The sequence below is a fragment of the Kribbella sp. DT2 genome, assembly GCF_049844575.1.
Lineage (GTDB): Bacteria > Actinomycetota > Actinomycetes > Propionibacteriales > Kribbellaceae > Kribbella.
In genome coordinates this window covers 38,586-55,425 of the sequence record NZ_JBNCLH010000011.1, presented here as the reverse complement: position 1 = coordinate 55,425, position 16,840 = coordinate 38,586, and the positions used below count along the sequence as shown (strand labels likewise).

Annotated in this window: 12 protein-coding genes; 8 read left to right on the top strand and 4 right to left on the bottom strand. The window is 70.5% G+C overall.

Features of this window, described 5'->3' with window-relative positions; genetic code table 11:
• Positions 1-747: 747 nt before the first annotated feature.
• On the bottom strand, positions 748-3,291 hold the full coding sequence (valS, locus tag ACLQ2O_RS35830; RefSeq protein WP_425841116.1) for a valine--tRNA ligase: 2,544 nt from the start codon (positions 3,289-3,291) through the stop codon (positions 748-750).
• A 72-nt stretch (positions 3,292-3,363) separates the two neighbouring features.
• On the opposite strand from valS, the gene ACLQ2O_RS35825 reads away from it, so the two are divergent.
• From ACLQ2O_RS35825 to ndk, 3 genes are read left to right on the top strand one after another with little or no spacing between them, the layout of a single operon-like run.
• A complete protein-coding gene (locus ACLQ2O_RS35825; protein WP_425841113.1) occupies positions 3,364-4,722 on the top strand; it encodes a bifunctional folylpolyglutamate synthase/dihydrofolate synthase in 1,359 nt (452 codons plus the stop codon).
• Positions 4,719-5,054 carry a DUF4233 domain-containing protein gene (locus ACLQ2O_RS35820; RefSeq protein WP_425841110.1) on the top strand — a complete coding sequence of 112 codons (336 nt, stop codon included), beginning with the start codon at positions 4,719-4,721 and terminating at the stop codon, positions 5,052-5,054. Before ACLQ2O_RS35825 ends, ACLQ2O_RS35820 begins: the two co-directional genes overlap by 4 nt.
• A gap of 51 nt (positions 5,055-5,105) precedes the next feature.
• Complete coding sequence (gene ndk, locus ACLQ2O_RS35815; RefSeq protein WP_425841820.1) at positions 5,106-5,516, top strand: nucleoside-diphosphate kinase; 411 nt, start codon at positions 5,106-5,108, stop codon at positions 5,514-5,516.
• A gap of 164 nt (positions 5,517-5,680) precedes the next feature.
• Here the strand turns inward: ndk and ACLQ2O_RS35810 are convergent, their stop codons facing one another.
• From ACLQ2O_RS35810 to ACLQ2O_RS35800, 3 genes are all read right to left on the bottom strand, one after another.
• Positions 5,681-6,253 carry a hypothetical protein gene (locus ACLQ2O_RS35810; RefSeq protein WP_425841107.1) on the bottom strand — a complete coding sequence of 191 codons (573 nt, stop codon included), beginning with the start codon at positions 6,251-6,253 and terminating at the stop codon, positions 5,681-5,683.
• Between the two features lie 83 nt (positions 6,254-6,336).
• Positions 6,337-7,053: an MBOAT family O-acyltransferase gene (locus ACLQ2O_RS35805; RefSeq protein ID WP_425841104.1), complete on the bottom strand. Its 717-nt coding sequence runs from the start codon at positions 7,051-7,053 to the stop codon at positions 6,337-6,339.
• Positions 7,054-7,124: 71 nt separating this feature from the next.
• Positions 7,125-9,833 carry a BTAD domain-containing putative transcriptional regulator gene (locus tag ACLQ2O_RS35800; RefSeq protein ID WP_425841101.1) on the bottom strand — a complete coding sequence of 903 codons (2,709 nt, stop codon included), beginning with the start codon at positions 9,831-9,833 and terminating at the stop codon, positions 7,125-7,127.
• Positions 9,834-10,288: 455 nt separating this feature from the next.
• Here ACLQ2O_RS35800 and ACLQ2O_RS35795 point away from each other — a divergent pair, with 455 nt between their 5' ends.
• The 5 genes from ACLQ2O_RS35795 to rodA are packed head-to-tail and all read left to right on the top strand — an operon-like array spanning position 10,289 to position 15,998.
• Positions 10,289-11,317 carry a rod shape-determining protein gene (locus ACLQ2O_RS35795; RefSeq protein WP_425841098.1) on the top strand — a complete coding sequence of 343 codons (1,029 nt, stop codon included), beginning with the start codon at positions 10,289-10,291 and terminating at the stop codon, positions 11,315-11,317.
• Positions 11,318-11,328: 11 nt separating this feature from the next.
• Positions 11,329-12,249 (top strand): rod shape-determining protein MreC, encoded by a 921-nt coding sequence (gene mreC, locus ACLQ2O_RS35790; RefSeq protein ID WP_425841096.1) that lies wholly within the window; start codon positions 11,329-11,331, stop codon positions 12,247-12,249.
• Between the two features lies 1 nt (position 12,250).
• Positions 12,251-12,784: a rod shape-determining protein MreD gene (gene mreD / locus ACLQ2O_RS35785; protein WP_425841093.1), complete on the top strand. Its 534-nt coding sequence runs from the start codon at positions 12,251-12,253 to the stop codon at positions 12,782-12,784.
• The gene (gene mrdA, locus ACLQ2O_RS35780; RefSeq protein ID WP_425841090.1) at positions 12,781-14,835 is read left to right on the top strand and encodes a penicillin-binding protein 2; all 2,055 of its coding nucleotides are present in this window, start codon (positions 12,781-12,783) and stop codon (positions 14,833-14,835) included. Before mreD ends, mrdA begins: the two co-directional genes overlap by 4 nt.
• Positions 14,832-15,998, top strand: coding sequence for a rod shape-determining protein RodA (gene rodA, locus ACLQ2O_RS35775; RefSeq protein WP_425841087.1), 1,167 nt, complete (start codon positions 14,832-14,834; stop codon positions 15,996-15,998). The genes mrdA and rodA overlap by 4 nt, the downstream gene beginning before the upstream one ends.
• Positions 15,999-16,840: the final 842 nt, after the last annotated feature.

Here is a 16,840-nt window from a genome sequence, read left to right as displayed (position 1 = left end):
CTGCGGTAGGACCTCCGGCAGAGGCTGCGGAAGGCTTGCTCGACGGCGTGCCGGTGGAGCTCGAGCCAGCCGGCTTTGCGGGAGCTTTGGCCGAGGTCTGCGCGCGGAGAGGAGTCTGCGGAGCCATCGGCGTCTGAGCAGGCATAGGAGTCTGCGCGGGCATCGGCGTCTGCCCGCCCTTCGAGCCGGCAGACTTACTCGCCGGACCCGTCGAGGGAAACGCGGCGGCGGGGGCCGCCGGTGCAGACCCGGAGCTCGCCGGTGGGGTGGCGGAGGTGTTGGGGAGAGTCCCGTCGCCAGGCTTCGGTGCAGTGCCGCCACGGGCTGGGCTCGCCTTCGCCGACTCCGCGGCGGGCGCCCCCGGCGTGGGCTTCGCCGACTCCGTCTCCCCAGCAGGCGGAGCGAAAGGCAGCTCGGGTGACTCCGGCACCGGAGCCGGCTCCCCAGCCGGCGGAGCGAACGGCAGCTCCGGCGACTCCGGAGCGGGCTTCTTCACCGCGCGTGTCGTGGCCTTCTTGCTCGTACGCCGGGTGGGCTTCTTGCCGGGCCGGTCCGCGGGGGTGGAGGCAGCCGGGGTGGGGGGCTGGTTCTCGTCGCTCACGGGGCTGCTCCTTCGGACTGGCCGGGGGGTCGGGCCGATGGTTCCACATCGGGGTGACTGGCTTCGCAGCGTAGTCGTTGGGGTGAAACCGGTGACGCCCGCCTCCGGGGGTGGAGGCGGGCGTCACGGCGTACGGAACGGCGAGGTCAGAGGGTGGCGACGACCGTGACGGAGTCGGCGGTGTCTTCGGGGCTCCAGAGGATCTCGCCGGTGATCCGGCCGGCGGCGCGCAGGTCGTTCTCGGCGCGTTCGGCCAGGGTGAGGCGGGCGGCGGGGCCGGTGACCTCGGCCTTGCTGACCTCGGTCTTCATCGACACCTGGGCCGTCGACTTGGCGCCTCGGATCCCGGCGAGGACCTCGGCGACCGCGTCCAGGACGGCGGGGTCCTGGTCGGCGACCGCGATGTCGACGTCGGCGACCGGCCAGGTCGAGCGGTGGATCGAGCCTTCCTGCCACCACGACCAGACCTCTTCGGTCGCGAACGGCAGGTACGGCGCGAGCAGCCGCAGCTGGACCGACAGCGCGACGGCGAGCGCCGCCTTGGCCGAGGCCGCCGGAGCGTCGCCCTGGCCGCCGTACGCGCGCTCCTTGACCAGCTCGACGTAGTCGTCGCAGAAGGTCCAGAAGAACCGCTCGGTCACCTCGAGGGCGCCGGTGTAGTCGTACCGGTCGAACGCGGCGGTCGCCTCGGCAACGGTCTGGCGCAGCTTGTGCAGCATCGCCAGGTCGACCGGCTCGGTGACGGCGGCGGCGTCCGCGGACGTCGCTCCGAAGCCGAGCACGAACTTCGACGCGTTCAGGACCTTGATCGCCAGCCGGCGGCCGACCTTCATCTGCGACTCGTCGAACGGCGAGTCCAGCCCCGGCCGGGCCATCGCCGCGCGCCAGCGCACGGCGTCGGAACCGAACTTGTTGAGGATGTCGTCCGGCAGCGCCGCGTTGCCCTTGGACTTGCTGAACTTCTTGCGGTCGGGGTCGACCACAAAGCCGGAGATCATCGAGCGCTTCCACGGCAGCGTGCCGTTCTCGAACTGCGCCCGGACGACCCGGGAGAACAGCCAGGTCCGGATGATGTCGTGGGCGTGCGTGTTCAGGTCCATCGGGAAGGTCCGCGCGAACAGGTCGGCGTCCCGCTCCCAGCCGCAGACGATCTGCGGAGTCAGCGAGGACGTCGCCCAGGTGTCCATCACGTCGGGGTCGGCCTGGAAACCGCCCGGCTTGCCACGCTGGGACTCGTCGTACCCGGATGGGACCTGCGAGGTCGGGTCGATCGGCAGCTGCTCCTCGCGGGGCAGCAGCGGGTGGTCGTAGTCCGGCTCGCCGTCGTGGGCGATCGGGTACCAGACCGGGAAGGGGACGCCGAAGAAGCGCTGGCGGGAGATCAGCCAGTCGCCGTTCAGGCCCTCGACCCAGTTCTGGTAGCGGTGCCGCATGTGCTCCGGGACCCACTCCTCTTCCTTGCCGAGGTCGACGAACTCCTGCCGCAGGTCCTCGCTGCGGCCGCCGTTCGCGATGTACCACTGGCGGGTGGAGACGATCTCGAGCGGCTTGTCGCCCTTCTCGAAGAAGTTCGTCATCCGGGTGGTCTTGGTCGGCTCGCCGTCCAGGTCACCGGACTCGCGCAGCTTGGTGACGGTCAGCTCGCGCGCGCTGAAGACCGTCTTGCCCGCCAGCTCGGCGTACAGCTCGGAGCCCTCGAGCCACTCCGGGGTGTCGCGCAGCAGCCGGCCGTCGCGGCCGATCACCGTCCGGACCGGGAGCTGCAGCTCGCGCCACCACTGGACGTCGGTCAGGTCGCCGAACGTGCAGCACATCGCGATCCCGGCGCCCTTGTCGGGCTCGGCGGCCTCGTGCGCCAGGACCGGGACCTCGACGTCGAACAGCGGCGAGCGGACCGTCGTACCGAACAGGTCCTTGTACCGCTCGTCGGACGGGTGCGCGATCAGCGCGACGCAGGCCGGGATCAGCTCGGGCCGGGTGGTCTCGATGTAGATCGGGCCGTTCGGGCCGTGGAAGGCGATCTTGTGGTAGGCGCCGGGATACTCCCGGGCCTCCAGCTCGGCCTGCGCGACCGCGGTCTGGAACGTGACGTCCCACAGCGTCGGTGCCTCGGACAGGTAGGCCTCGCCGCGCGCGAAATTGCGCAGGAAGGCCCGCTGCGAGGTCCGGCGGGAGTCGTCGGAGATCGTGGTGTAGAGGTACGACCAGTCGACGCTCAGCCCGACCTGGCGCCACATCGCCTCGAACGCCTGCTCGTCGATGTGCGTCAGCTCACCGCACAGCTCGACGAAGTTCTGCCGGCTGACCGGGACCTGCTTCTTCGGGTCCGGCTTCTCCGGCGGCTCGAACGACGCGTCGTACGGCAGCGTCGGATCGCAGCGGACGCCGTAGTAGTTCTGCACCCGGCGCTCGGTCGGCAGGCCGTTGTCGTCCCAGCCGATCGGGTAGAAGACCTTCTTGCCGCGCATCCGCTGGAAGCGCGCGATCAGGTCGGTGTGGGTGTAGCTGAAGATGTGACCGACGTGCAGCTTGCCGGAGACGGTCGGCGGGGGCGTGTCGATGGAGTAGACGTCGGCCCGCTCGGCCGTCCGGTCGAACGCGTAGGTCTCCTGGTCGCGCCATACAGCCGCCCACTTCTCCTCGAGGCCTTCGAGGGTGGGCTTGTCGGGAACGCGGGAGATCTCGGTCATGCGCACAATCGTAGTGGTTGTCAAGGGATGCTCCGACCGGATATCCACAGCCCTCACTAGACTGGTCCCCTGATGAGCGACCTCACGTACGCCGAAGTGTCGGCGAAACTCCAGGCCCGTTGGCCGGAGACCAAGATGGACCCCACGCTGGAGCGCGTCCAGCGGCTCACCGAGCTGCTCGGCGACCCGCAGAAGACCTACCCGGTCGTGCACCTCACCGGCACCAACGGCAAGACCTCGACGGCGCGGATGATCGACTCCCTGCTCCGCGAGGCCGGGCTGCGGACCGGCCGGTTCACCAGCCCGCACCTGGAGTCGGTCCGCGAGCGGATCACGCTGAACGGCGAACCGGTCACCGAGCAGCAGTTCGTCGAGGCCTACGTCGAGATCGCGCCGTACCTGGACGTCGTGGACTCCGAGCAGGAGCACCCGCTGTCGTTCTTCGAGGTGATCACCGCGATGGCGTACGCCGTCTTCGCCGACGCACCCGTCGACGTCGCGATCATCGAGGTCGGCCTGGGCGGCACCTGGGACGCGACCAACGTCGCCGACGGCGTCGTCTCGGTGATCACCCCGATCGCCGTCGACCACGCGCACATTCTCGGCGCGGACCCGGTCACGATCGCCGGCGAGAAGTCCGGGATCATCAAGCAGGGCGGCACGGCGGTGATCGCCCAGCAGAGCTACGAGGTGCTGGAGGTCCTGCAGCGCCGCGCCGCCGAGGTCGGCTCGCAGGTCGTGCGCGAGGGAGCGGAGTTCGGCGTCACCAGCCGGACGGTCGCGGTCGGCGGGCAGCTGATCTCGATCAAGGGCCTGGGCGGCGAGTACGAGGAGATCTTCCTGCCGCTGCACGGCGAGTACCAGGCGCACAACGCCGCGACCGCGCTGGCCGCCGTCGAGGCGCTGCTGGGCGCGACCGAGCAGACCGAGGGCCGGGTGACCACCGAGGTGGTCCAGGCCGGTTTCGCCGAGACCACCTCTCCGGGCCGGATGGAGGTCGTCCGGACCGGTCCGACCGTGATCGTCGACGCCGCGCACAACCCGCACGGCGCCGAGGCGACCGCGGCGACGGTGTCCGAGGCGTTCGCGTTCAACCCGCTGATCGGCGTGGTCGGCGTGATGAAGGACAAGGACGTGTACGGCGTGCTCGAGGCCTACGAGCCGATCATGGAGACGATCGTCTGCACCCGGAACTCCTTCGACCGGTCGATGCCGGCCGAGGAGCTCGGGGAGATCGCCGCCGAGGTGTTCGGCGAGGACCGGGTGATCGTCAAGCCGCGCCTGCTCGACGCGATCGACGAGGCGCTGCGGCTGGCCGAGCAGGACGCGATCGCGTTCGGCAGCGGCGGCGTGCTGATCACCGGCTCGGTGATCACCGCCGGTGAGGCCCGCAAGCTGCTGGTCCGCAAGCCGAAGGAAGCCAACCGATGAGGTCGATGGCGTCGATCGTGCTCGGCTTCGAGTCGATCGTGCTCGCGCTGGCGACGATCGTGATGATCTCCGTGGCCGACGTCGACGCCAGTACGGCGCTGCCGCTGTGCCTGGGCCTCGCGGTGCTGGCGATCGTCGCGACCGGCCTGCTGCGCAACCAGGTCGGCTACGTGCTCGGCTGGGTGGTCCAGGTCGGCGCGGTCGGCCTCGGCTTCGTCGTACCGGTGATGTTCGTGCTCGGCCTGGCCTTCGCCGCGTTCTGGGTGATGGCGATCGTGCTCGGCCGCCGGATCGACGAGGCCAAGGCCGCGCAGGCCCGGGCCGCCGGTTAGGCTCGCGGCCCCGAGACTTTCGTAGAAGCCTTCGAGAAAGAGATGACCGACATGTCGCAGCGCACCCTTGTCCTGCTGAAGCCCGACACCGTACGCCGCGGCCTGGTCGGGGAGATCCTCGGCCGTTTCGAGGCCAAGGGCCTGTCGATCGTCGCGATGGAGCTGTGCACGATCGACGGCGAGACCGCCGACCAGCACTACCTCGAGCACGTCGAGCGGGACTTCTACCCGCCGCTGCGCACGTTCATCACCAGCGGCCCGTTGATCGCGCTGGTGCTCGAGGGCGACGAGGCGATCGAGGTCGTCCGCGCCCTGAACGGCGCCACCGACGGCCGCAAGGCCGCCCCGGGCACGATCCGCGGCGACCACTCGCTGTCCAACCGCGAGAACCTGGTGCACGGGTCGGACTCCCCGGAGTCCGCCGAGCGCGAGATCAAGCTCTGGTTCCCCGACCTGCCGTGAGCCGTACGCCGTACTGACGTGCGGCCCGGCAGCGAGCATTTGGTGGGTTAACTCATCACCTGGCCCGTTGGCCCATCGAAATTCGGTGGGCCAACGGGCCGTTTGGCGGGTTGACCCACGAAATGCGCGGGCGCGGTTGACGCGTGCTGAAGTGGCCGGAGTCTTCAGCGCAGCGCCGCCGCGACCTTGTCCCGGAAGGCCTTGGTCGCGAACGCGTGCCCCGGCGTGATCGAGCGCTGCACGATCTGGATCACCACCGTGTCGGCGCCCTTGATCGCCGCGATCAGGTCGGCCTCGCTGACGTGCCCGGTCCACAGGAACGTCCCGTCGGCGAACAGCGGCCGCAGGTTGCCCAGCGCGAAGTAGCTGAACGAGTCGCCGATGATCAGCGACTTCCCGCCGAGCAGTCCGGCACCGGCGCGGTGCCCGTCCGGTACGACGGCCGGCGGCTCCACCACCGACGACTTGTTCGGCCCTGCGGTGAAGACGACCTTCCGCCCCGACCGCTCGATCACCTCGGCCAGCTCCGCGAGCCCGTCGAGTCCTTGCCGGAAGCCCGGAGTCTGCTTGCAGGCCTTGGTGAAGTCCTCGCCGAGGAGCAGGTAATCATTAGGCCCCCGAACGACCTTGCCCGATGTCGGCAGCTCCCGCAGCACGTGGAAGTCGAACCACGACTTCCCCCGTACGGCGGTCGACCGCCCCGCGACCCGGTCCGCCGGCGCCTGCCGCAGCCCCACGACGTACCCGAACGCCGGCCGAACACGAACACCAGCGCGACGACCCCCGCGACCACCTGACCTCGCTTCACCACATCCTCCTGTCAGAACTGGAAGTACAAGAACGGGCTGAACGTGCCGGCCACCGCCACGATCCCGGCGTACGGCGTGAGCGCCAGCGCGACGGCCTTGATCGACCGGCGGGCCCAGACGGCGCCTCCTGCAGTCCGTCGATCACTCGGCCGGTCACCCGCGTCGCCGGCAGCAGCACCGTCGCGAGCACCAGCACGAGCAGCGCGATCCGGTGCCCGGACAGCAGGACGGCGACGTCCGGTCCGAGTGTCCAAGTCGTGGGGTGATCGTTGCCTGAAGCATCGATCCGGCGGCCGGCAACGACTCGGCGCGGAACAGCACCCAGCCGAAAACGACCAGCAGGAAGGTGATCCGCGCCGCGGTGCGGCCCAGCGGTCCGACCGGCCGAGCCCGGTGGCGCGCTCGACGATCAGCAGCAGCCCGTGGAAGGCGCCCCAGATCACGAACGTCCAGGCCGCGCCGTGCCACAGACCGGTGGCCAGGAAGACGATGCTCAGGTTCCGGTAGGTGCGGAACGTCCCGCCGCGGTTGCCGCCGAGCGGCACGTACAGGTAGTCGCGGAACCAGCGCGACAGCGACTGGTGCCAGCGGCGCGGTGTAGTTGACGTGATCAGCGCGAGCAGGAGCAGCACGAACTCCTTCCCGCCGACCGCGTAGAAGCCGAGCGAGAAGACCGCGAGCACGCCGTTGCGGGCCCGGTGCGGCAGGATCCAGCTCGCCGGCAGCACCGCTGGATACGGACGAGCCGCGTCCGAAGATGCCCCCACAGAGCAAGATGCTTCGCGCCGGTGAGATGTTGTCAGCCGAGCTTGGCCTGCAGATCGTCGGCGATGGGGTGGGCGAGGCCGGTCAGCAGGGTCAGGGCCGACTGCCACGAGCTGCGGGCCGCTGGCTGGTCGCCGAGCTCCTGGTGGACGTCGCCGAGGTTCTGCAGCATCAGGGCCTGGTAGTAGAGGTCGTTCAGCTCGCGGTAGAGCGACAGGGCCTTGCGGTAGCAGGCGATGGCTTCGCCGTACGCCGACTGGCAGCGGTAGGCGTAGCCGAGGTGGTCCCAGGTGGCTGCCTCGCCGAGCTTGTGGTCGACCTGCTGGTAGAGCCGCTGGGCCTGGAGGCAGTACTGCAGCGCCAGCTCGTACTCGCCGAAGGTGTTGGCGTGTAGCAGGCCCAGTGAGTTGAGCGCCAACGCCTGGCCGGTCCGGTGGCCCGCCGCCTTGAACAGGCCGGACGCGACGAGGTCATGCTCGTACGACTCCTTCAGACGGTCCTGCTGGGCCAGTACGAAGGCCAGCATGCGTTCGCACCAGGCCTGCGCGACCGGATCGCCCTTGGCCAGGTCGAGCGCGCGCTCGGCCTCGGTCTGAGCTTCGGGGAGTCGCTGCTGACGGGCCAGGGCGTGGGCGTGGTACCTCCGGGCCATCACCTGGGCGGCCGCGTCGCCGGACCGCTCGCACGCGTAGACCGCCGTACCCATCACGTCGACCCAGGTGCTCCACAGACCACGGCGCTCCAGGTAGCCGGTCATGGTCCGCGCGAGGTGCGTCGCGTGCCCGTCGAAGCCTCGTCGTACGGCGTGCTCCACCAAGGCGACCAGGGTCGGGCACTCCTGCTCGAACCAGTCGAACGCCTCCTGGTAGCCGCCGAAGCTCTGCGTGTACGGCGTACCGGCGGGCTCGGGCAGCTCGTCGGGGTCGCGGTGCGGGCGGAGCCACTGGTCGCCCGCGTCCGCCGTACGGAGGTAGTAGTCGAGCAGGCTGTGCAGCGGGGCGCGTTCCTCGGTGGCGAGCTCGGTCGCGTACGTGCGGAGCAGGTCGTGCGCCGAGTAGCGCCCGGGGGAGTGCTGGGTGAGGAGGTGCGCTCGCTCGAGCTCAGCCAGGGCAGGCGCGACGCGGTCGGGCGTCGTACCGGCTAGTGCGGCTGCGGCGTCGACGGAGAGGTCTGGGCCGGGATGTGCGCCGTACAGCTTGAACACGCGCGCCGAGGTCGCTTTGACGAGCTGGTACGACCAGGAGAAGACCGCGCGGAGGTCGGTGGCCTCGTCCTCGCCGGCGAAGGCGTCCAGTCCCTGCCTGGTACGCCGGAGGTCGGTGGCGACCGCGCCGAGCGACCAGGTCGGGTGGGCGGCGGCGTGGGCCGCGACCAGGGACAGGGCGAGCGGCAGCCGGGCCGCCAGCTCGATGAGCTCCTCTACGGCGTCCGGCTCGGCCTGGAGGCGGTCGCTGCCGACTGCGCCCTCCAGGAGGGCTGCGGCCTGGTCCCAGTCCATCAGGTCGAGGTTGATCGGGACGGCGCCTTCCGTGGCGAGCAGACCAGGCAGGCCGTCGCGGCTGGTGACTACAACTCGGCAGGTGTGGCCGCCTGGCAGCAGTGGGCGGACCTGCGCCGCGTTGCGGGCGTTGTCGAGCACGATCAGCATCCGGCGGTCTTTGAGCAGGGTCCGGTAGAGCGCGGACTGCGCAGCTTCACCGGCAGGGATCCGGCCGGGCATGGACTGCAGGGCGTCGAGGAACCCACGGATGGCGTCAGCCGGGTCGACCAGCTCACCGGAAGGGTCGAAGCCGCGCAGGTTGACGTAGAGCTGACCGTCGGGGAAGTCGGCCCGCTCGGCCCACTGGACGGCCAGAGCGGTCTTGCCGACACCGGCGGTGCCTGAGATGACCGCGATCGAGCCGGTGGGGGTCAGCAGGACCCGGCTGAGCTCCTCCAGCTCCTGGTCGCGGCCGATGAAGGCCCGCCCGACGGCCGGCAACTGGTGGGGGACTGTCTGGTTCGCCGTACGTGCTGCGGCTGCTCGGGCGTCTGTCGCGAGTACGGCCTGGTGGAGGCGGCGCAGGGCCGGGCCCGGGTCGAGTCCGAGCTCGTCGGCGAGGTGTCTGGAGGCCTCGCTGTAGGTGGCCAGGGCGTCGGCCGGCTGACCGGCCCGGATCTGGCTCTGCATGAGCAGGGCCCACAGTGACTCGCGCAGGGGGTAGCGGCGGGTCAGGCTGTGGAGCTCTGCGCTGACCTGGTCTCCCTGCTCGAGCCGGGCCGCCAGGAGGAGCTCGGTCGCCTGGAGGCGCTCCTCGGTGAGGGCTGGGATGGCATCCCGGATCAGCGCTCCGGCTGCCAGGCCCGCGAGCGGCTCACCACGCCACAGGCTGAGCGACTCGGTCAGCAGCCGCATCCGCTCCTCGGGGTCGGCCGTGCCGGTACTGGCCTCGACCAGGTCGCGGAAGCGGGTCAGATCGATCTCGGACGGGTCGACGGTGATCACGTAGCCCGCCGCCTCGGTCCGGATGAGCGGGCGGCCCAGCAGGGTCCGCAAACGGGACATGTAGGTCTGGAGGGCCGCCCGCGGCCGGGCGGGTAGGTCCTCCTCCCAGAGCGTGTCCATCAGCTCCTGCCCGGCGACCACCCGGTTGGGCTGCAGGAGCAGGGTCGCCAGCAGCACGCGGAGCCGGTTCGCGGCCAGCTCGATGCGCCGGCCGGAGTCGTCGAGGACCTCCACCGGACCGAGCAGCCGGAATTCCATGGCGCCATTGTGACCCCCCGACGGGCGTGAAAGCGCGAAGAAAGCGTCGTGAATGCGCCAACCGGCATGCTCACCGGGCGAGGAGTCCTCGGCGCCGGCCCGTCCGGCCGTGCCGGGAACCCCCTCGCCGCGCCTGTAGGGAGGAGCGCTCGCCCGTCAGGGGAGGGGCGAGAGTCTGGGGGCGCGTGGTGCCGCCGGTCGTTGCCGGCGGCACCACCCGGGCCTGTCGTACGACGGGGCTTCGGGCCGCCGTACGACGGGCGCGCGGCGAGGCGACGGACCGGCGTACCGGCGGGGTGTGCGCCGTTGTCCACAGCCGCGCCCCGCGTGCTGGCCAGGAGTGAGGGTACGGATACGATGCGTGGTGGACGGACGGAGTCGTGTCGGTCCCTGGGTGGCGCTCGGTCCGCGCTTAGCCTGAGAACCCGGGACCGTAGCGGCGGGAGGGGGCTTGCATGGCGAACAGCATGCTCGGCCGAGACATGGCGGTCGACCTCGGTACGGCGAACACCTTGGTGTACGTCCGGGGCCGTGGCGTCGTGCTGAACGAGCCGTCCGTGGTGGCGACCCGGACCGACGAACCGCGCGAGGCGGTCGCGTTCGGGCACGAGGCGAAGAAGATGATCGGCCGGACGCCGGGCAACATCACCGCGATCCGGCCGCTCAAGGACGGCGTGATCGCCGACTTCGACGCCGCCGAGCAGATGCTGCGGTACTTCATCCAGCGGGTCCACCGCCGACGGTACTTCGCCAAGCCGCGGATCGTGGTCTGCGTGCCGTCCGGGATCACCGCGGTCGAGCAGCGCGCCGTCCGCGACGCCGGCTACATGGCCGGCGCCCGCAAGGTCTACATCATCGAGGAGCCGATGGCCGCCGCGCTCGGCTCGAACCTCGAGGTCCGCGACGCCACCGGCAACATGGTGGTCGACATCGGCGGTGGCACCACCGAGGTCGCCGTGATCTCTTTCGGCGGCATCGTCACCAGCCAGTCGATCCGGGTGGCCGGCGACGCCATCGACAAGGCGGTCGTGAACTACTGCAAGAAGGAGTACTCGCTGATGCTCGGCGAGGCCACCTCCGAGCAGATCAAGATGACCATCGGCTCGGCCTTCCCGACCGCCGACGGCCCGGACTCCGAGATCCGCGGCCGGGACATGGTCTCCGGCCTGCCGCGCACCGTGAAGGTCTCCTCGGCCAGCATCCGGCAGGCGATCGAGGAGCCGATCACCGCGATCGTCGACGCGGTCAAGGCGACCCTGGACAAGACCCCGCCCGAGCTGGCCGGCGACATCGTCGACCGCGGCATCGTGCTGACCGGCGGCGGCGCGCTGCTCAAGGGCATGGACGAGCGCCTGCGGCACGAGACCGGCATCCCGATCCACGTCGCGGACAACCCGCTGGACGCCGTCGTGCTCGGCGCCGGCAAGTGCGTGGACAACATCGAGACGCTGAACCGCATCCTCGTCACCGACAACCGCCGCTGATCCCTGGACCCATGCTCAAAGACCTCGGCACCCCCGCGAGAGGCCTGGTCCGTGCTGCCGGGCTGCCGCGCGAGATCCGCCGTCGCCGAACCGTCCTGGTGCTGGTGATCCTGGCCTCGCTGACCCTGATCGTGCTCGACGCGCGCCGGTCGTCCGGTTCACCGGTCGATCCGCTGCGGCACGTCGCGGCGGCCGTCTTCGGTCCGCTGGAGTCCGGCGCGACCTCGGCCCGGCAGCCTGTGGACAACCTGCGCGACCGGTTCGCCGAAGTGGATACCTTGAAGGCAGAGAACGAGAAACTCCAAGCGGAGAACGAGAAACTCACCGAGGAGCTGCGCACCACCGACTACACCCGCAACCGCGCCGCCGAGCTGGACCGCCTGCTGAAGGTGGCCCCGCAGTTCACGGTGACGCCGGCCAGGGTGATCGGGATCGGCAGTGCGCAGAGCTTCAACCACACAGTGACCATCGATGCCGGAACGGCGGACGGAGTGCGGCCGGACATGACAGTGCTGAACGGGGACGGGCTGGTGGGCCGCGTCGTGCGGGCGACCGACGCGACCGCCACGGTGCTGCTCATCGGCGACCGGAACTCGACCGTCGGCGGCCGGCTCAACTCGACGCTCGCGCTGGGCTTCCTGTCCGGCCGGGGCGAGACGGCCGGCACGATGGACTACAAGCTGGTCGACCTGCGGGCCCGGCCGAAGGTCGGCGACCGGATCGTCACCTGGGGCTCGAAGGGCAACGCGCCGTACGTGCCGGGCGTCCCGATCGGCACCGTCACCACCGTCACGCCGAACCAGGGCACGCTCGGATCGACGGCGACGGTGAAGCCGTTCGTCGACCCGAGCCGGATCGACACCGTCGGCGTGGTCACCGGCCCACCGGCCCGTCCGCCGCGCGGCACGGTCACACCCGAGGAGGGGCGCTGAGATGATCCCGCTCCGGATGGCGGTCGCCGCCCTGTTCCTGATGATCGCCGTTACCGTGCAGACCTCGCTGCTGCCGCACATCGCGGTCGCCGGCGTCACCTGCGACCTGGTGATGATCGTCGTGATCGGCCTTGCGCTGGCCCGCGGGCCGGAGTGGGGCGCGATCACCGGGTTCGCCGGCGGCCTGATGCTCGACGTCGTCCCACCCGCCGACCACACCGCGGGCCGGTGGGCGCTCGCTCTGGCCGTCAGTGGGTACGTCGCGGGCCTGATCCGCCGTGAGACCTCGGCCGGGCCGGTCGGTCCGGTCGGCGTCGCCGGGACGGTCGTGCTCGGCGCCGCGCTGTCGCTCCTGCTCTACTGCGCGACCGGCTCGCTGCTGCACGACCCGGCCGTCGACTGGAACGAGTTCGGCGTCCGCCTCGGCATCGCCGCCGGGTACGACGTGGTCGGCGCGATCGTGGTGATCCCGATCGTGCTCTGGGTGATGCGCCGGGTGCTCCCGGCCCGTGAACGCCGCCGGGTCATGCCATGAGTTTCGACAGCTTCAACCCGGCGCCGCTGAAGGCCAGGATGCGCCTGTTCGTGATCGGCGTGCTGGTCTTCTCCTTGTTCTGCACACTGTTCGGCCGCCTGTGGTACCTGCAGGTGATGGCCGGCGACAGCTACGCGAACGCCGCCGACAACAACCGCACCCGCGACGTGCTCACCCCGGCGCCGCGCGGCACGATCGTCGACGCCGCCGGCCGGACCCTGGTCGGCAACCGGGTCTCCCTGGTGATCTCGGTCGACCGGTCGGTGCTGGCGAAGCTGACCGAGAAGCAGCAGGAGAGCGTGCTCGGTCGGCTCGCGAAGGTGCTCGGCCAGAAGCCGGCCGACCTGACCGCCCGGATCAAGCTCTGTGGCGAGCCCGGTGCGTCCAAACCGCCCGCCTGCTGGAACGGTTCGCCGTACCAGCCGATCCCGGTGGCCAAGGACGTCAGCGAGCAGGTCGCCATCGAGGTGATGGAACGCCGCGAGGACTTCCCCGGTGTCGCCGCCGAGACCGCCGCGCTGCGCGCCTACCCGGCGCCGTACGGGGTGAACGCGGCCCACATCCTCGGGTACCTGTCGCCGATCACCACCGAGGAGCTCGACAAGATCGACGCCGGCGGGCAGGACCCGGTGCCGCACCGGTCCGACCTGGTCGGCCGGGCCGGCGTCGAGCGCACGTACGACGCGATGCTGCGCGGGGCGCCCGGGCTGAAGACCGTCAGCGTCGACGCCGTCGGGTACACGACCGGCACGGTGAAGCAGACCGCGCCCGTGCCCGGCTCGACGTTGGTGACGAGCATCGACGCGCGCGTGCAGGCCTCGGTCGAGAAGGAGCTGCTCGGCGCGATCACGACCGCGCGCAAGCAGTACGACAAGATCACCAAGCGCAACTACGTCGCCGACTCGGGCGCCGCGGTCGTGATGGACACCAAGACCGGTCACATCGTCGGCATGGCCAGCTACCCGTCGTACGACCCGGGCGTCTGGGTCGGCGGGATCTCGCAGCGCGAGCTCGACGCGCTGTACTCGCCGCAGTCCGGGACGCCGCTGCTGTCCCGGGCGCTGCAGGGTCAGCTCGCGCCGGGGTCGACGTTCAAGCCGATCACGACGGCGGCCGCGCTCGGCGCCGGGTACAGCCAGAAGACCCGGCTGGACTGCTCGTCGTTCTTCGAGGTGGGCAACCGCCGGTTCAAGAACTACGAGTCCGCGTCGTACGGGATGATCGGGTTCGACCAGGCGCTCGCGCTGTCCTGCGACACGTTCTTCTACCGGATCGCCTATGCCCTGTGGCTCAAGGAGGGCGGCAACTCCGGCGACATCAACGCGGTCGACCCGCTGGTCGAGATGGCGAAGAAGTTCGGCCTCGGCAAGGCGACCGGGATCGACCTGCCCGGCGAGGCCTCGGGGCGGATCGCGGACCGCAAGTGGAAGAAGACGTACTACGACGCGCAGAAGGACTACTACTGCAAGCTCGCCGGCAGTCCGCCGGCCGGGACGTCGGCGTTCCTCAAGCAGTTCTCCCGCGAGTTCTGCGCCGACGGGTACCGCTACCGCGCCGGTGACGCGGTGAACTTCGCGATCGGGCAGGGCGACACCACGCTGACGCCGATCCAGCTCGCGACCGTCTACTCGGCGCTGTCCAACGGCGGCATCCTCTGGGAGCCGCGGGTCGCGCAGAAGGTGATCGGCCCGAACGGCAAGGCCAAGGACATCCCGAGCACGATCGCCGCCCGGCTGCCGGTCCCGGCCGCCAACCTGCGCTACATCGACAAGTCGCTGAAGGAGACCGTGCGCTCCGGGACGGCGGCCTGGAAGTTCAACGGGTTCCCGCTCGACCAGATCCCGATCCGGGCCAAGACCGGAACGGCCGAGGTCTACGGTAAGCAGACCACGTCGTGGCTCGCGTCGTACTCCGACCGGTACGCCGTGGTGATGATGATCAGCCAGGCCGGGACGGGCTCGGGCGCCTCCGGTACGGCGGTGCGCAAGATCTACGAGACGCTCTACAACATCAAGCCGCCCGCGCCGCCGGCCGCGAAGAAGACGCCATGAGCCTGCTGACGATGCGACCGGTCCGGTCGCGGGTGGACCGGCGGTCGGCGCTCTGGCAGGCCGACTGGGTCCTGGTGCTCGGGGTACTCGCGCTCGCCTTCCTCGGCGGGCTGCTGGTCTGGTCGGCGACGTACCAGCGATCATCGCTGACCGACGGGCACCCGCAGGCGTACCTGCTCCGGCACGCCCTGAACTTCGCGATCGGCGCGGTCCTCGCGGTCGGCGCCGCGGTCACCGACCACCGCCGCCTGCGCATCCTCGCGCCGGTGCTGTACGCCGCGTCGCTGCTCGGCCTGATCCTCGTCCTGGTGCCCGGCGTCGGCGCGGTGATCAACGGTTCGCGTTCCTGGATCCAGCTGCCGGGGATGTCGGTCCAGCCCAGCGAGTTCGCCAAGCTCGCGGTGATCGTCGGCATGGCCCTGCTGATCGCCGAGAAGGGCGAGACCAACCACCGCGAGAACGCCCGCACGATCGACGTGGCCCAGGCGATCGCGGTCGCCGCGTTCCCGGTCCTCCTGGTCATGCTCCAGCCCGACCTCGGCACGGTGATGGTCCTGGGCTCGATCGTCTTCGGCATCATCGCCGTCTCCGGCGTCCCCAAGCGCTGGATGCTGGGCCTGGTCAGCGCCGCGGTCCTGATCGCGACCCTGGCCATCCAGTTCAACGTGCTGAAGGAGTACCAGCTCGCCCGCTTCACCGCCTTCGCGGACCCGTCCCAGGACCCCCAGGGCATTGGCTACAACGTCAACCAGGCCCGTATCGCGATCGGCAACGGCGGAGTCTTCGGCCAGGGCCTCTTCCACGGCTCCCAGACCCAGAACGCCTTCGTCCCCGAGCAGCACACCGACTTCGTCTTCACCGTCGCCGGCGAGGAGCTCGGCCTGCTCGGCGCCGGCGCGATCATCGTCCTGTTCGCGCTGATCCTCTGGCGCGGCCTCCGGATCGCCGTCAACGCCCGCGACGCCTTCGACCGCCTGGTCGCCACCGGCATCGTCTGCTGGTTCGCCTTCCAGGCCTTCGAGAACATCGGTATGACGCTCGGCATCATGCCGGTCACCGGCCTCCCGCTGCCCTTCGTCTCCTACGGCGGCTCGTCGATGTTCGCCGGCCTGCTCGCCATCGGCCTGCTGCAGAACATCCACCTCCGTTCGCACGAGATCTGAACCCCCGCACCCACTCCCGGCACCTACGCCAGCCGATCGGCCAGCCGCCCAGCGGCGCCGATACGACGGGTCCAGTGGTCGACCCTGCGGACAAGCCCCACATCCGCCGGTCAGCCAACGTACGACGCTGGTCGGTCGCCGGTCGCCGGTCGCCGGTCGCCGGTTCGTCCGGTTCGCCCGGTCGTCCGGTCGCCCCGCGACCCCGAAATCGGTGGCCGACCTGGTCTGCAACGGACGCAGGCCCCCGGCGGGTACCGCGTCGGCACCGGCCGGCCGAATGCGGCGGGCCCCGTTCCTCTGGTCCCCTGCCGCGCAAGCTGGTCCGAACCGCCTGGCCCACTGCCGCGCATGTCGACGACTGCTCCCTTGTTCGACGACTGCCGCGTTGTACCGCGCCAGTCGTCGAACAACGAGCCAGTCAGCCGATACGCGACCCGAACCTGCGCCTCCGCCGACCGAGGGCCCAGCCAGTCAGCCGATACGCGACCCGAACCTGCGCCTCCGCTGACCGAGGGCCCAGCCAGTCAGTCGATACGCGACGCGAACCTGCGCCTCCGCCGACCGAGGGCCCAGCCAGTCAGCGTCCAGCGGCCCCCTGTACGACCGATCCGGTGAGTGGGCTGGTCCGCAAGCTGGCCCGAACGGCGCGCACTGCCCCGCAATGCGACGGCTGCTCTCTTGTTCGACGACTGCCGCGTTGTACCGCGCCAGTCGTCCAACAACGAGCGAGTCAGCCCCGACACCCGACCCGAACCTGCACCTGCGCCGACCGAGGGCCCAGCCAGTCAGCGTCCAGCGGCCCCCTGTACGACCGATCCGGTGAGTGGGCTGGTCCGCAAGCT

Coding starts and splice junctions, on each gene's coding strand:
- ACLQ2O_RS35825 (WP_425841113.1), top strand. CDS start 3,364: ATGAGCGACCTCACGTACGCCGAAGTGTCGGCGAAACTCCAGGCCCGT.
- mreD (WP_425841093.1), top strand. CDS start 12,251: ATGATCCCGCTCCGGATGGCGGTCGCCGCCCTGTTCCTGATGATCGCC.
- mrdA (WP_425841090.1), top strand. CDS start 12,781: ATGAGTTTCGACAGCTTCAACCCGGCGCCGCTGAAGGCCAGGATGCGC.
- ACLQ2O_RS35800 (WP_425841101.1), bottom strand. CDS start 9,833: ATGGAATTCCGGCTGCTCGGTCCGGTGGAGGTCCTCGACGACTCCGGC.
- ACLQ2O_RS35795 (WP_425841098.1), top strand. CDS start 10,289: ATGGCGAACAGCATGCTCGGCCGAGACATGGCGGTCGACCTCGGTACG.
- mreC (WP_425841096.1), top strand. CDS start 11,329: ATGCTCAAAGACCTCGGCACCCCCGCGAGAGGCCTGGTCCGTGCTGCC.
- valS (WP_425841116.1), bottom strand. CDS start 3,291: ATGACCGAGATCTCCCGCGTTCCCGACAAGCCCACCCTCGAAGGCCTC.
- rodA (WP_425841087.1), top strand. CDS start 14,832: ATGAGCCTGCTGACGATGCGACCGGTCCGGTCGCGGGTGGACCGGCGG.
- ndk (WP_425841820.1), top strand. CDS start 5,106: ATGTCGCAGCGCACCCTTGTCCTGCTGAAGCCCGACACCGTACGCCGC.
- ACLQ2O_RS35820 (WP_425841110.1), top strand. CDS start 4,719: ATGAGGTCGATGGCGTCGATCGTGCTCGGCTTCGAGTCGATCGTGCTC.